Raw genomic sequence first — 15246 nt, 5'->3', positions numbered from 1 at the left:
TGCATTAGACATCTCTAGATGTTCTGTTTAAAAAACCAAAAAAAGAACCATAAACCTCGTAAGCCGGATTCTGTTTTAACTCCATCATTTATCTGGCCGCAACATTACTGTTACGATCTTGCTGCCTACCCTGGATTGCGTTCCAAAAAAATGGAAACGAGAGCGAGCAACTCTCAAACAACCCTTTACATGGCATTACAGTACCCAAGGTTTACCCACAACAAGTGTTACCACTTGTCACCGTGAGCTCTTACCTCACATTTTCACCTTTTCCATGTTTTAGCATGGTAGTTATTTTCTGTGGCACTCTCTCTTTCCCAATAAATTGAGAAGCCGGCGCTTAACCGGTGGGTCGCTCTATACTGTCCGGACTTTCCTCCTCAACAAGTTGAGGCGATGGCTCGGGTTTATAGTATGATAAAGATAAGCAAAGCTATAATAGACTTAATATTTAAAAAATACTTGTGTTGCACCAAATCCAAACCGGGAATCGTATTGATTAAAAAAATGTTTTACTTCTCTTCTAGATTTAAGTAATTCATGAACTTCTTCTCTAAGTTTACCAGTGCCCATTCCATGTATTACAATCATATCGGCTTGACGATGTGCAACGGCAATATCAATCCACTTTTCTAATTCTGCTAACTGAAGCGTTAATATTTCAAAATTAGTCATAGATGAATGGCCATCTGTAAGTTTTTCAATATGCAAGTCAATTACAGAACGAGCAGGTGGTAAATATTCTTTAACTTTTCCTGCATCATACACTTTGTATCCTTTTGCTCGCAAGCTATCTAAAGGCAATGAGTCTAAAGCTTTATCTGGATATTCATTAAAAAGGGTGTAGGAAAAAGTGGGTTCATTGTTCTCTTTGATTAATTCAATTTTTTGAAAAACCTGTTTAGGTTTAAGTTTTAATTGAACCTCATAATGGTCCGCTTTCCCCTTCTGTTGATTGATTAAACTAAAATCAAATGCAAAAGAAGGAGTATCGTTTACTGCTTCAAATTTTATATCGTGTAAATAAAAATCATGGAATGGTTGAATTTCATTTTTCAACGAAAAAAATTCCTCCCCATTAAAGTATTGATGATAAATAAATAGATACCCTTGACTGGTTTTATTTACCAAATGTATTTTTAACAACTCCACTATTTCGTCATTAAAATCATCCAATGCAAATTTGGGAATAAAAGACAACCACACTCCTTCAGAAACCTTAATTTGATTTGGCTGGGGCTTTTCTTTTGGGAGCTGATCTAAATATGTTTTGGATTCAATTTTTTTAGACGGGATGTTCTTTTTCTCTGTAAATCGCTTAAAATAAGGGAAGTCGATTTGATCCATATAAGCTGGGAACTTCACTCCTCTTACTTCAATCATCACCATTTTATCGTTGATGATTTCAATCACTTTACCCTCTTCATTGCTATGCAATACTAAAATATCATCCCCTATTTGGTACTTCATGATTGAGCCAGTTTGCTATTGTTTTTACCGTAAAAGAAATAAATGATTAATCCTAATGCCATCCACCCAAAAAACCACAACCAGCTAATTGCAGGAATTTCAATCATCAGATACAAACAGCATAAAGCTCCAGCAACCGGGATAAAGGAATAAGATTTTAAAAAGCTAAAAACAGCAGTTACCATTGCAATAACCATAAATACAAGAAACAAAATTTCTTGAAATCCTTCATTACCCATATTAACAAATGCATCATTAATTCGCTGTCTAAACAAATAAGTAATCAATAAAACAATTGCCGGAATGATATATTTACCATTAATATAAGGAAGTTTAAATCCTTTCCTACCAGCTCCTTCAGCTATTTTAGGTAAAACTAGTACTCCAAAACAAACCAGCACAAAAGCGAATAAAGTACCAATACTTGTTAGGTCTGTCATGAACCCGCTACTAATGAACAAAGAGGGAATTCCCACTAATAATCCTGTGACTAAAGTTGAAAATGAAGGAGTCTGATATTTAGGATGTACTTGCGCAAATTTCTTCGGTAATAATCCATCCCTACTCATGCTCATCCAAATTCGTGGTTGACCCATTTGAAAAACTAACAAAACACTAGTAGTAGCAACAACTGCGCTCACCGAAATCAAATACCCAATTTTATTCATATTTAATTTATCAAATACATACGCTAAAGGATCATCCACTTTCAATTCGCTGTAATGCACCATTCCAGTAAGCACCAACGCAACTAGAATATATAAAACAGTACAAATTAACAAAGAGTACATCATCCCTTTTGGTAAATCTCTTTGAGGATCTTTGCATTCTTCAGCAGTGGTTGAAATAGCATCAAATCCAATATAGGCATAGAATACCGCTGAAACTCCAGCTAAGACACCACCAAATCCATTGGGTAAAAATGGCGTCCAATTAGTAGTATCAACATAGAAAAAACCAACAATGATAATCCCAACAATTACGGCTAATTTAAAGATTACCATAATATTGGTACTGCGCTTACTTTCTTTAATTCCGATATAAGCTAACCAGGTAATCAACATAACAATAAAAAATGCTGGTAGGTTGATTATCACTTTCCATGAACCAATCATTGGGGCATTCATGATAGCGTCATATCCCAATTTTGCATGCTTTGTCATGGTCTCTGGTGCTTCTCCAGCAGCCAAAGCTTTTACTGCTTCTTCATATCCTAACTGGGCATTACTTGCATTCGTAGCTAGCCATCCTGGTAGGTGAATATGAAAGCCTTCTAATAAATTGTTGAAATAACCGCTCCAACTAATGGCTACAACTATATTTCCAATGGCATATTCCAAAATAAGTGCCCAACCAATAATCCAAGCAACAACCTCACCAAATGAAACATAAGCATAGGTATAAGCACTACCAGAAATAGGAATTCTACTGGCAAACTCTGCATAACAAAGGGCACTGAACCCACATGTAATTGCAGTTATTACAAATAGAATTGCAATACCTGGCCCTCCGTTGTAAGCAGCAGATCCAATGGTAGAAAAGATTCCTGCACCAATTACAGCTGCAATCCCCATAAAAGTTAAGTCCTTAACACCCAAAACTTTTTTAAGACCTGCACTATGTGAATCAGATATACCAGCAGCAGCATCAGCTGTAATTTTATCTAATGATTTCTTTCTAAACAAAGAAGACATGTATAATTATTTTAGTAGGAAGATAAGCAAATTAAACATCTCGTTGAATCAGGAAGTTAGCCAATTCTTTCAATGGCTGTTTCCTAGTAGAGACAACTGCAATATCTTCAAGATGCTTCAATGCAATATTTAAGTATTGTTCTTTTAAAGTATTGGCCCACGAATCTACCCCACATGCTTTATAAATAGACAATACTTTATCTACTTTTCCAGCAGACTGATCTTTCATTAACTGCATCAATTGAAGGCGTTGTTCTTCCGGTGCCACTTCAAGGGTATGCAATAACAAAAATGTTTTTTTATTTTGACGGATATCGCCGCCTACTTCTTTACCAAATTTTTCAGGATCACCAAATGCATCTAAGTAGTCATCTTGAATTTGAAAAGCAATCCCTAAATTTTTACCGAACTCATACAAATGACGACAATTACCTTCGCTTGCACCACCAATGATTGCACCCATTTCTAAACTAGCCGCCAATAAGACAGAGGTTTTTAGCGTAATCATTTCGATATATTGATTAAGAGAAACCATGTCTTTTTGCTCAAAATCCATGTCTAACTGTTGTCCCTCACAAACTTCTTTTGCAGTAGTATTAAAAATGCGGAGTATCTTTTGTAGGTAAGGACCATTCATCTTATTAATATACTCATAAGACTTAATCATCATTACATCCCCAGCCAAAATAGCGGTGTTAGTATTGTATTTTGTATGCACTGTTTCCATGCCCCTCCTTAAAGCAGCCGCATCCATGATATCATCATGAATTAAAGTGAAATTATGAAAGAGCTCAACTGCGGTAGCTAATTGATATGCATCTGAATGAATTTCATTAAATAATTCATTTCCCATTAAACATAAGATGGGTCTAATTCTTTTACCACCAATCGTCAAGAAATAATTACAAGGATCATACAATGATGCAGGCTCATTGTCAAAGTGCGCTACTGAAAACTGTTCGCTAAACTGCGTAACTAACTGTTTAAATGAATACATGTTACAAACCTAATTTAAAAAAAATGGAACTATTCAAGAGCTTAACATTTTTTTTATTTACTCAGTTGATGATTGGCATGATTTTGTTAGTAAAAAACAAAACAAAGACTATGAGAAGAACCCTATTATTATTTGCAGCCTTATTGATTGGAGGAACCACTTACGCTCAAAATAATGGAACGAGTTACCAAACAGCCCTAGGTGTAAAAATGTATCCAGGAGCTATATCAGTTAAACATTTTATTGCAAAAGGAAAAGCTATTGAGGGTTTAGGGTATATTTCAGCTGATGGATTTAGACTGACTGGATTATATGAACTCCACTTTCCCATCGCAGGAGCAGAAGGTTTACAGTGGTACGTAGGAGGAGGTGGACATATTGGGATTTGGAGCGACAATTGGAAAAATAGGTACCCAACAAGAGCTGGGGGATTGGCAATCGGAGTAGATGGAGTTTTAGGATTAGATTATAAAATTAAAGGAGCTCCGCTCAATCTCAGTTTTGATTGGCAGCCCTCCTTTAATATTATTGGGTACAACTATTTTGAAGGCGGTTGGGGAGGCCTTGCAATTCGTTATACTTTCTAAAAAAATAATTGAGACAATACGTTGGCCGGGTCATTGGTAGCAGGTTTTAAACCCAAGAATTTATTCATTTGATTCTTGACCAATATTCCGGTCAATTTAGATTTCAACCCTTGGAATATACCCATTTGGCGTTGTGAATATTCGGCAGGATTGGTCTTTTGCTTAGCAATAAATTGTGCCTTTTGAGTTAAATACTCAGTGATTGCACTAGTGACTTTAGGTTTTTGTGCAGCAGTTAATACCAGCGCTGGAGCTAATTTTCCCATAATACCACTGGTTAAACTGTTCACATCAAAGCCTGCAGCAGAAGTGGCCGCCTTAGCTTTATCCAACACATTTCCCAACTGCGCTTTGGACTCAATTGAAACAATAGCCAAAATGGCCAATAGAATGATACTTTTTTTCATTTTGATTATTTTTGAATGGAAAATAACGTGTCAACGAAAGCTTCTTTATTAAAGAGGAGCAAATCTTCAACTTTTTCTCCTAATCCAATATATTTTACAGGTATATTAAATTGATCAGCAATGGCCAATACAACTCCTCCCTTTGCGGTACCATCTAATTTAGTGATAGCTAAAGCAGAAACATTGGTTGTAGCTGTAAAATGGCGCGCTTGTTCAACCGCATTTTGACCAGTAGAACCATCTAAAACCAATAAAACCTCATGCGGACCGTCTGGAACAACTTTTTGAATTACTCTTTTAATTTTATTTAGCTCATCCATTAAATGAGCTTTATTATGTAAACGCCCTGCAGTATCAATTAAGACGATATCCGCATTTTTTGCAACCGCACTAGCAACTGTATCATAAGCGACCGCACTAGGATCAGAGCCCATAGCCTGCTTTACAATAGGAACTCCCACTCTTTCACTCCAAATGGTCAATTGATCTACAGCAGCCGCTCTAAATGTATCAGCCGCACCAAGTATTACTGAATTTCCAGCTGCTTTGAATCGGGAAGCAAGTTTGCCAATAGTAGTTGTTTTACCCACTCCATTCACTCCCACAACTAGTATAATATAAGGCTTTTTACCTTCAGGTGCAGTAAATCCAATCAGAGAATCTGCAGGTGCATCTACTAAAACTGATGCAATTTCTTCTTGAAGTATCTTATTTAACTCACTTGTATTTAGATACTTATCATTTTTAGCCCTTTCTTCAATTTGCTTAATAATCTTCAAGGTAGTTTCTACTCCAACATCAGCTCCAATCAATGCCTCCTCTAAATTATCTAATACTTCATCATCAATAGTAGTTTTACCAACAATTGCTTTGGTGATTTTAGACAAAAATCCTTCCTTGGTTTTTTGTAGCCCTTGGTCAAGACTTTCTTTCTCTTTTTTACCAAATAATTTATCGAAAAAACCCATTGTACAAGTATTTATGGTTTAATACAAAAAAGCCTCCGACGATGATGAAGGAAGCTTTAAGATTATTAACAGCAAAAGACTACTTAGTTGAGATGAACTCGTTTACTTTGTCTTTGTGAATGATTTGCTCTTTGAAAGTATACGCACCAGTTTTAGGGCTACGAACGGCCTTAATCACTTTGGTCCAGTTCTTTGCTTCAGCTGCTGCTTTTAAGTCTTTTACCTTCGCGTTTTTGGAAGCTACTTTAGCCATGATTATTTGATTTCTTTATGAACGGTTACTTTTTTCAAAATTGGGTTGAATTTCTTCAATTCAATACGCTCAGGCGTATTTTTCTTATTCTTGGTGGTAATATAACGACTTGTACCTGCCTGACCGCTGGTCTTATGCTCAGTACACTCTAATATTACTTGGACCCTGTTACCTTTCTTTGCCATTTTGTAGGTAGTTTACTTGTTTAGTTAGATTTTAGCGCCGTTGGCTCTCATTTCTTTGATTACTGTACTAAGACCATTTTTATTAATGGTTCTGAGAGCGTCAGTAGACACTTTCATAGTTACCCAACGGTCTTCTTCTGCAAAGAAGAAACGCTTTTTTTGCAAATTAGGTAAGAAACGACGCTTGGTTTTAATGTTTGAGTGAGAAACACTGTTACCAACTATTGGCTTTTTACCGGTTATCTGACATACTCTTGCCATGACTCAAATGTTTTTTTCCGATTTTTTCGGACGGCAAAGGTAATTAAATCCACCAAAATAACAAGAGCAAAAGAGGTTTTTTTCCATTTTTTTTCAAAAACATTTTGAAACTACCTTTTTTGGCAACCTTTTATCAAGTGTGAAATAAGCTTTAACAATTCTCATCACAGCAAACAAGGCCTTAACATTTTTTGAACAAATAGCTTAAAAACGGCTACTGCAAACAATTTCAGCGGCTTTTGCAAAAATCAGTTCACCGTATGCTTTACCACTCATCTAAATGCCCCACTTTACAATGTAACCTATCACAATTGACTTCGTCTGATATATGTAAGCAAGTAGTTTTGACTTGTAAATATTAAAAAACAAACAAAAAATAAAGAAATGAAAAAGATTTTAATTGCAGCAGCCATTTTAGTAAGTACCAGCAGTTTTGCTACTACAAACAACCATTCTAATGACAAAGGGAACTTAAAAAGTTTACTTGGAAATGTTTCAAGCGTACAGTGGAAATCAGCAGCTAATTATGAAAAAGCAAGTGTTTTAGTAGAAGAACAAAAGGTAGCTGTCTATTACAATACAGAGGGAGATTTAATTGGTACTACACGATATCAAGATTTTGATAAACTTCCTAAAAATGCCCTAAAAACTATTACAAAAAATTATACCTATCCTGAATACAGTTTACAAGAGTGCATTTCATTTATAGATAATTCAAATGAAAAAACATATTACGTTTCAATGATTAGTGAGAGCAATTACCTTGTATTAGCCATAACCGAATATGGTGAAGTAAATATTTTTGCAAAGAATAAAAGATAGTACTCAGTAGCAATTTGGTTTAAGATGAACGACCGCTCCCAAAAGGGGCGGTTTTTTATTTAGGGAAACTAATTTTCCCCATCGTTACTGCTGGTATACCTGTATTACCCCCGCCTATTTCTAATGCACCTCCTGCCACATGTTCATTAGCTAAAACAGCAAATAGAACTGCTTCTTTTGCATCAGGATGAATATGCAATTCATCAGTAGTAAAAAATCTAGATTCGGGTAACGCAGATTGGATTTGTTCCATCAACAATGGATTATGCATTCCGCCACCACTGCTATAAATAGATAATTTATTATGCCCAATTAGCTCCTGCCCTTTTTGAATAGCTTCTACAATAGATACTGCAGTAAGTCTATTCAAAGTAGCCATGATATCGTACACAGAAATTCCTGTTTGACCCGCTGCTGCTATAGCTTTTTCTAAATAAGCAAGGTTAAATAGTTCGGGTCCAGTTGTTTTTGGGAATGGCTTCGCAAAAAAATCTTCTTCTAATAACACATTTAACAAAGCAGTATTTATATTACCTTTTTTTGCAATTGCAGCATCTTTATCATAAGGCAGATCAAAATGTTTTTGTGCCAATTGATCCATCAGAGTATTCCCGGGACCTGTATCGGTGCTGAAAATATTAGAAGCGTCTAAGCTCCCTGGCAAAAAGGTATAATTAGCAATTCCTCCAATATTTAGCATAATCCGGTCTTCTCCTTTTTTGCTAAAAATAAAGTAGTCGCCATACACTGCCAATGGAGCCCCTTCTCCCCCAGCTGCAATATGTTTTTGTCTAAAATCGCTAATAGTGATAATACCTGTTTTAACAGCAATATGATCTCCATCCCCAATTTGCAAAGTACCGTTCCCAAATTCAGGATGACCGTGCAAGATTTTGGGTGCATGGTAAACAGTTTGTCCATGACTTGCGATTAGATCTATTTCGGAGGGATTAATCCCCCACCCTTTCAAAGTGGCTAAAATAATAGAAGCATGCTTTTCACCAATCCAGGGATTTAACAAACATAGTGTTTCAAAATCAACCATTTTCTTAGAGAAAATAGAACGAATAGCTACTTTAAAGGATTCTTCAAATGGAACTGTCGTAAATTTTTTCAGCACTACATCTGTTTCCATTCCACTTCCAGCTATTTCACATAGCGCAATATCTAATCCATCCAATGAAGTACCACTCATCAAGCCGATAATAGTTCTTTTTCCCGCAGCTCCCATTCGAGCCAATTGAGCAATATATTGGTTCATGCTTGATAATTTTACCTAAAATACGCAAATAGCCGCATTGGGTAAAGGATTTTACGCAATATTCTGCAAACTACCCCCCTTTGCAAAAATCCGATCAATGCGCCTTTCAATGACTGGATCTTTCTCTACCGGCGGTGCATGATGTGATTTAATTCTTGCATCAATTACCAATGGCCCTTCACAACCCCAATGCTTATTTGTAAAACTTTCCTTAATTCCATGCATATCATGCGATGGATTACACCTTGTATAAGTTACCCATAAATAATTTCGCATATTGGCAGCAACAAAATCAGCATCATCACAAACAACGATAATGGCTACTCCTTTCAACAGATCAATCGCATCGTGCAATTGATAGTTCAACATTTTCATTTCCTCTTTCACTGTTGTATAATCGGCAAAAGGTTTGGTTTTAATAGCAACCACCCCAGGCATGACCAGCTTTGGGTTTTCAAATTGAGTCAATCCAGTTAAAATATCGGGAACTTCAGTTGCGAGTTCTCGAATAGGTTCACCATAAGCAGCCAATACCACTTTACTACCTGTATTTAAACCAGTACCTGAATAATCTAAAGTATCAATCGTCGTGTTGGTATGAAAATGAATATCACGTTGCAAGTTGATTCTTTCCAAAACGTACTTCATAAAATCAAACACATGGTGCGCTTTCAATTGGTTGGTATCATCTGCTGCAATAAATAAAAACTTAGCGAGACTCAATTGACCGGTTCCCAATACATGATTGGCAATGGTTAACAGTTCTGCAGGTTGTTTGGTAGGTGTATAGGGAGTATAGCGCTCGCTTCCCACAGCTAATAACAAAGGATGCACACCCGCAGCATCTACTGCATGCACTTCTTTTAGTCCAGGCACTTCTTGTGGAATAGCAGCACCAGTGATTTCATGAATCAACTCCCCAAAACTGGTATCTTCTTGTGGTGGTCTACCAACTACAGTAAATGACCAGATAGCATCTTTTTTAGCATACACTTTATGCACTTTCATCAAAGGGAAATCATGTTGTAAACTATAATATCCCAAGTGGTCTCCAAATGGGCCTTCAGGTTTGTTTTCACCAGGATACACTTCTCCTGTAATCACAAAATCTGCATCGGTGCTGATGCAATAACCATCTTCATAGGTATAACGGAATCTACGGCCACCCAATACTCCAGCAAAAGTCATTTCACTAATTCCCTCAGGAAGCGGCATTACAGCCGATAAAGTATGCGAAGGAGGCCCGCCAACAAAGCAACTCACTTTCAATGGTTGTCCTTTCGCATTGGCCTTTGTTTGGTGCACCCCAATACCTCTATGTAATTGATAGTGCAACCCTATTTCTTTATCTTTTATATAGTCATTCCCGTTGAGCTGTATGCGATACATACCCAAGTTAGATTTCATAATGCCAGGCTGATCAATATCTTCTGTATATACTTGCGGTAGGGTTACAAATGCGCCTCCATCCATTGGCCAATGTTGAATCAATGGCAAATCACTGATCCTAATTTCTTCATACATCACAGGCTTAGACCATGGATTTTTTAATGGCAATGCTTTTAAAGCTGCCAATGCAGCTGACGCATTTTGCAGCGGAGATTTAATCGCTTTGATTGGATCATTTTTTAATTCAATCAATTGTTGCACCGATGCAATAGTATCCCTAAAAATGAACTTTGATCTTTCAAGGGTGCCAAAAATATTGGATGCTGCCCTGAATTTACTTCCCTTTACATTTTCAAATAATAATGCAGGGCCCTTTGCTTCGTATACCCTTAAATGGATGGCCGCCATTTCTAAATAGGGGTCAACCTCTTCTTTTATTCTAACTAATTGACCATTTTTTTCCAGATCAATTAAACAAGCTTCTAATGATGGATAGTTCATATTATATAAACAAAGCTAAACCCCAAAAGTTGATATGCGAATAGTTTACATAATTTTGTGCCATGACAAAATTGAGTGTCAATATCAATAAACTGGCCACGCTGAGAAATAGCAGAGGCGGTAACAATCCCAACTTAATCAAATCTGCCCTTGATATAGAGCAGTTTGGCGCCGATGGGATCACGGTTCACCCTAGACCAGACGAGCGACATATTCGCTATGCAGACGTATATGAGTTAAAAAAAGTGTTACACACAGAATTCAATATTGAAGGAAATCCTACAGAACAAAAATTTGTAGAACTCGTATTAGCTACAAAGCCAACACAAGTAACTCTTGTTCCTGATGCCCTAGGACAATTGACCAGCAACCATGGTTGGAACACGATTGAGCATCAAACTTATTTACAGTCGATTATTGCCCTTTTCAAAAATGCGGGTATTCGTGTTTCTATTTTTGTAGACCCTGTTGTAGAAATGGTGGAAGCTGCTGCAACAACAGGTACCGACAGAATTGAGTTGTATACAGAATCTTATGCAGTTGAATTTGCGAATGGCCACAAAGATAAAGCAATTGCCCCATTTAAAGCCGCAGCTTTTGCTGCTCAACAATTGGGGCTAGGATTGAATGCAGGTCATGATTTGGACCGATTTAATCTGGGTTATTTTAGTAAAGAAATACCTTGGTTAGATGAAGTAAGCATTGGTCATGCATTAATTTGTGATGCTATTTATTTAGGCTTAGAGAACACCGTACAATTATACAAAAGACAATTAACACACTAATAACTATAATATGAACAATCATCCTCAGGTTGGCATTATCATGGGAAGCGATAGCGATTTATCGGTAATGGAAGCAGCAGCATTGGTTTTACAAGAAATGGGTATCTCATTTGAATTAACCGTAGTATCAGCACATAGAACCCCACAGCGAATGATGAACTATGCTTCATCTGCTGCACATAGAGGATTGAAAGTAATTATTGCTGGCGCTGGCGGTGCGGCGCATTTACCAGGAATGGTTGCATCTGTAACAACCTTACCAGTAATTGGCGTTCCCATCAAATCATCTAATTCAATTGATGGATGGGATTCTGTTTTATCCATATTACAAATGCCCAATGGGGTTCCAGTTGCAACTGTGGCCTTGAACGCTGCAAAGAATGCAGGTCTCTTAGCAGCACAAATCATTGGTGCGTTTGATGCAAATATTGCAGAAAAAATGGCCCAATACAAAACAGACATGAAACATGCAGTGGAAGAGAAAGCTGAAGGAATGAAAGCTAAGTGGCCGAATCGGTTTGATCAGTAATTTTTCGGAAAGAATTTTTCTAGAAGTACCGGAACGGATTAGAAAATTACCGGAACGGATTAGAAAATTACCGGAACGGATTAGAAAATTACCGGAACGGATTAGCTCGCTTCGCTCGCTGATTACCGAATAGTGGGTCTTACCCAAAGCCTCCTCACCGCCTTCGGCGTTGAAGGCTTTTTTTATTTGCTCCCTTAGGCAAACAAGTTTGCCACGGTATCAAATAAAAAAGCCTCTCTGAAATCTCAGAGAGGCTTTGTGCCCCGGAACGGAGTTGAACCGTTACTCGCGTTGCGGCGAACAGGATTTTAAGTCCTGCGTGTCTACCAATTCCACCACCGGGGCTGCCATCAAAAAATCCCGACCCATAAAGAGCGGGATTTTTTTTGGAGCGGAAGACCGGGCTCGAACCGGCCACCCCGACCTTGGCAAGGTCGTGCTCTACCAAATGAGCTACTTCCGCGGTTTGTAAGAACTAAATTGGGAGTGCAAAAATAGCAATCTATAGTTCATAACAAAATTTTTTTTCGACTATTTATACTCAGGCTTGTATTTAGAGCTGCTTTGTACTTCTACTTTAGGTTTTCCCTTGTAGCGTTGGTTGTACATACGGTAACAACCACCTAATACAAATGCTAAGATGCAAAATACTTGCAGATAGAATAAGAACCTAGATGAATTAACCCAGTTATTCTTAATGTCTTTTTGTTTGTGTTCTAATATTTCTTGTGACATAGTAAGTTATTGCTTTGCAAAAATAGGGTATGCAACTAAAATTATCATCCCTTTGTGGATATAATTTCAAGAAAACGTTTTTTATTCCGAACAAAATAATTCCAAACAACAGAACCATGGTAAACACCTTGAAGGTTTTGCATGGGTTGAACTACAGGTATTTTGCTCCAATACCTAGTCATAAACCACCATCCAAAAGCCAAATGGGCTTTCATTATTGCGGTAAAAAAATAAAAATCGCCTGATAGTAATCCCTTCCAAGCAGATATTGCATCTAACAAAAATCGAACAGGTAATTTCCAAATCATTTCACCAAAGGGTAAATTTTTGGCCAACATAATCAGGTTGTTCCTGAAATTCAGGAAAACTTTTCTTCCCCCTCTTGGTAAAGTGCCGCCACCTACATGAAATACTTCTGAAGCAGGACAGGCTACAATTTTATATCCAGCCAACTGCATCCGCCAACACAAATCAATTTCTTCTTGATGCGCAAAGAAATAAGGATCAAAACCATTCATTTCATGAAATACCGAAGCTCTTACAAACATGGCAGCACCAGAGGCCCAAAAAATAGGTTCCGCACGATCAAATTGTCCTTTATCCGGCTCACAAACATCAAACACCCTTCCTCGTGAAAAGGGATAACCCAAAAAATCAATCCAGCCACCTGCTGCACCTGCATACTCAAATAATTCAGGTTCATAAAATGAACGCATTTTGGGTTGTGCTGCCGCAATAGACTTATCCTGCTCCATTAAATTTATGACAGGATTGATCCAATCGTTGCTAACCTGAACATCCGAATTAAGCAAAACATAATAATCCGCTTCTACTCTTTGCAAGGCCCAATTATAACCTCCTGCAAATCCTTCATTCGTATGGTGATCTAGTATTTGAATATGTGGATAGGACGCTTGTACAAATTTGATAGAATCGTCTGTGGAGCCATTGTCTGCAACAATAATTTTTAAATTAAGGTAATTAGTAGCCATTACCGATGGCAAAAATTGCGCAAGGTGTTTTTTACCATTATAATTTAAAATGACGATAGCTACCGATGGGCTCAAAATTTCCTTTTTGGCGAAAGTACAATCAAAATAGTTAACTATTAAGCCCCCAATTAATTAATGCCCTGACTTCTCGAGGAACTGTTAGCACCCGCTCCTTAGAAGCTTTATGAGCCAACCGAACGATAACAATTTTTTTGGAGGGAATGGAAATAATATATTGCCCTAAGATTCCTCTAGCATAAAAGATTTCTGGATGTTGAGGGTCTAACCACCACTGATAACCATAGTATACGCACTCCTGCCCTTTTTCATCCTTAATATTACAAGCAGTGATAGACTGCTTCCAGTAAGCACTATCTATTACAGGCACTCCATTAATTTTACCAGAATCAAGCATGAATTTTCCTACACGCGCAAAATCTCTAGCGTTGGTATTAAAACAACAAAAAGCCTTCGTATTTCCAACGTCACCATCCGTACTCCACAATGCATTATGGCTTGCACCCAAAGGCTGCCATAATTTTTCAGCAGCATACTCACTTAAATTCTTGCCAGTGACTTTTTCTAAAATCAACCCCAATAATTGGGTATCACCACTTTTGTACTTATGCAAAGTACCTGGTTGATTAACCATTTTAACCTCTGTAGCTGTTTTCTCTAAATTAGAACCATAATATGCTTCTGCGGTTACCGCCAATGGGTTCCAATAGCTTTCATTCCAATCAGTGCCACTACTCATTGTGAGCAAATCTTTAATCTTAACGGCAGCTTTATCCCCTTTTGCAAAGGCTGGCAAAAAATCTCCAACAGGCTGTTCAACCGACTTAATCTTACCGTCTCTTATAGCAGCACCAATAAGGATGCTAGTTATACTTTTTGCAACAGAAAACGAACCAGATAATGAGCTATCGCTATACCCATCCCAATATTTTTCAAATAAAATAGAATCATTTTTAATCATTAAAACTCCTACTGTTCTTAGCTCTTCTAATAAACTATTTAAACTATCCGGATAAGCTAGTTTATTATATTGATTTGCCAAAGGCCAGGGTTTCGCTAATTTGGCTTTTGCCACGGTATTATTTTTGAAAATGGCGTAATCATCAATGGCAGAAAAATTATAATAAGCCGCCTTAAATAAATAAGTTTTGCCAGATAGTACGGCATAACTAGAGAATGCTCCAATTACAATAATCATTGTGATCAACACCAATTTCAATAATCGCATAAGGCTGAATTTAACATTGAATATAATTAATTATCTTGCATCTATGCTCAACATGCATTTCCTTCATTTTAACTTAGATTTTCTAGACCATCCTGCGGGTACTAGATAAATAAACTTGTACACTTTATTACAGCCGAATACTCATTCCCAACAAGAATTTGAGG

General features: G+C 37.2%; 17 protein-coding genes, 2 tRNA genes and 1 other RNA gene. 4 read left to right on the top strand and 16 right to left on the bottom strand.

Going from position 1 to position 15246, the window contains the following annotated elements; genetic code table 11:
• Window positions 1–43: 43 nt before the first annotated feature.
• The 4 genes from rnpB to ACTIEI_RS11500 form a co-directional block, all read right to left on the bottom strand.
• Window positions 44–413: RNase P RNA component class A (gene rnpB, locus ACTIEI_RS11515), an RNA gene on the bottom strand.
• Window positions 414–444: 31 nt separating this feature from the next.
• Entirely contained in the window at window positions 445–1470 is a 1026-nt protein-coding gene (locus ACTIEI_RS11510; protein ID WP_439506438.1) for a Smr/MutS family protein, read from the bottom strand.
• Complete coding sequence (locus tag ACTIEI_RS11505; protein ID WP_439506437.1) at window positions 1467–3164, bottom strand: amino acid permease; 1698 nt, start codon at window positions 3162–3164, stop codon at window positions 1467–1469. The genes ACTIEI_RS11510 and ACTIEI_RS11505 overlap by 4 nt, the downstream gene beginning before the upstream one ends.
• Before the next feature lie 31 nt (window positions 3165–3195).
• Window positions 3196–4161, bottom strand: coding sequence for a polyprenyl synthetase family protein (locus ACTIEI_RS11500; RefSeq protein WP_439506436.1), 966 nt, complete (start codon window positions 4159–4161; stop codon window positions 3196–3198).
• Window positions 4162–4271: 110 nt separating this feature from the next.
• Here ACTIEI_RS11500 and ACTIEI_RS11495 point away from each other — a divergent pair, with 110 nt between their 5' ends.
• Complete coding sequence (locus ACTIEI_RS11495; RefSeq protein ID WP_439506435.1) at window positions 4272–4748, top strand: hypothetical protein; 477 nt, start codon at window positions 4272–4274, stop codon at window positions 4746–4748.
• Here ACTIEI_RS11495 and ACTIEI_RS11490 read toward each other — a convergent pair.
• The 5 genes from ACTIEI_RS11490 to rpmB all read right to left on the bottom strand — a co-directional run bounded on the left by ACTIEI_RS11490 (window position 4745) and on the right by rpmB (window position 6822).
• Complete coding sequence (locus ACTIEI_RS11490) at window positions 4745–5155, bottom strand: hypothetical protein (protein WP_439506434.1); 411 nt, start codon at window positions 5153–5155, stop codon at window positions 4745–4747. The genes ACTIEI_RS11495 and ACTIEI_RS11490 overlap by 4 nt on opposite strands.
• Window positions 5156–5160: 5 nt before the next feature.
• The gene (gene ftsY, locus ACTIEI_RS11485) at window positions 5161–6123 is read right to left on the bottom strand and encodes a signal recognition particle-docking protein FtsY (RefSeq protein WP_439506433.1); all 963 of its coding nucleotides are present in this window, start codon (window positions 6121–6123) and stop codon (window positions 5161–5163) included.
• Window positions 6124–6202: 79 nt separating this feature from the next.
• Entirely contained in the window at window positions 6203–6376 is a 174-nt protein-coding gene (locus ACTIEI_RS11480; protein WP_439506432.1) for a DUF4295 domain-containing protein, read from the bottom strand.
• Between the two features lie 2 nt (window positions 6377–6378).
• Window positions 6379–6561, bottom strand: a complete 183-nt coding sequence (rpmG, locus tag ACTIEI_RS11475) for a 50S ribosomal protein L33 (RefSeq protein ID WP_295189178.1) — start codon at window positions 6559–6561, stop codon at window positions 6379–6381.
• A gap of 24 nt (window positions 6562–6585) precedes the next feature.
• On the bottom strand, window positions 6586–6822 hold the full coding sequence (gene rpmB, locus ACTIEI_RS11470; protein ID WP_295189181.1) for a 50S ribosomal protein L28: 237 nt from the start codon (window positions 6820–6822) through the stop codon (window positions 6586–6588).
• 384 nt (window positions 6823–7206) lie between these two features.
• On the opposite strand from rpmB, the gene ACTIEI_RS11465 reads away from it, so the two are divergent.
• Window positions 7207–7644 (top strand): hypothetical protein, encoded by a 438-nt coding sequence (locus ACTIEI_RS11465; protein WP_439506431.1) that lies wholly within the window; start codon window positions 7207–7209, stop codon window positions 7642–7644.
• 55 nt (window positions 7645–7699) lie between these two features.
• Here the strand turns inward: ACTIEI_RS11465 and ACTIEI_RS11460 are convergent, their stop codons facing one another.
• Window positions 7700–8905, bottom strand: coding sequence for an anhydro-N-acetylmuramic acid kinase (locus tag ACTIEI_RS11460; protein WP_439506430.1), 1206 nt, complete (start codon window positions 8903–8905; stop codon window positions 7700–7702).
• A gap of 51 nt (window positions 8906–8956) precedes the next feature.
• Window positions 8957–10795 (bottom strand): UbiD family decarboxylase, encoded by a 1839-nt coding sequence (locus ACTIEI_RS11455; RefSeq protein WP_439506429.1) that lies wholly within the window; start codon window positions 10793–10795, stop codon window positions 8957–8959.
• 62 nt (window positions 10796–10857) lie between these two features.
• Between ACTIEI_RS11455 and ACTIEI_RS11450 the strand changes: the two genes are divergently transcribed.
• Complete coding sequence (locus tag ACTIEI_RS11450) at window positions 10858–11580, top strand: pyridoxine 5'-phosphate synthase (protein WP_439506428.1); 723 nt, start codon at window positions 10858–10860, stop codon at window positions 11578–11580.
• Window positions 11581–11590: 10 nt separating this feature from the next.
• Complete coding sequence (gene purE / locus ACTIEI_RS11445) at window positions 11591–12109, top strand: 5-(carboxyamino)imidazole ribonucleotide mutase (RefSeq protein WP_439506427.1); 519 nt, start codon at window positions 11591–11593, stop codon at window positions 12107–12109.
• A gap of 259 nt (window positions 12110–12368) precedes the next feature.
• Here purE and ACTIEI_RS11440 read toward each other — a convergent pair.
• From ACTIEI_RS11440 to ACTIEI_RS11420, 5 genes are all read right to left on the bottom strand, one after another.
• A tRNA-Leu gene (locus tag ACTIEI_RS11440) sits at window positions 12369–12454 on the bottom strand.
• A 42-nt stretch (window positions 12455–12496) separates the two neighbouring features.
• Window positions 12497–12572, bottom strand: a tRNA-Gly gene (locus ACTIEI_RS11435).
• A gap of 68 nt (window positions 12573–12640) precedes the next feature.
• Window positions 12641–12844, bottom strand: a complete 204-nt coding sequence (locus ACTIEI_RS11430; protein WP_439506426.1) for a hypothetical protein — start codon at window positions 12842–12844, stop codon at window positions 12641–12643.
• Window positions 12845–12888: 44 nt separating this feature from the next.
• On the bottom strand, window positions 12889–13911 hold the full coding sequence (locus ACTIEI_RS11425) for a glycosyltransferase family 2 protein (protein ID WP_439506425.1): 1023 nt from the start codon (window positions 13909–13911) through the stop codon (window positions 12889–12891).
• Between the two features lie 34 nt (window positions 13912–13945).
• On the bottom strand, window positions 13946–15082 hold the full coding sequence (locus ACTIEI_RS11420; RefSeq protein WP_439506424.1) for a serine hydrolase domain-containing protein: 1137 nt from the start codon (window positions 15080–15082) through the stop codon (window positions 13946–13948).
• Window positions 15083–15246 lie beyond the last annotated feature (164 nt).

The organism is Sediminibacterium sp., assembly GCF_051860225.1.
In the GTDB taxonomy this organism is placed as follows: domain Bacteria; phylum Bacteroidota; class Bacteroidia; order Chitinophagales; family Chitinophagaceae; genus Sediminibacterium.
This window is presented reverse-complemented; position numbering and strand designations above follow the sequence as displayed.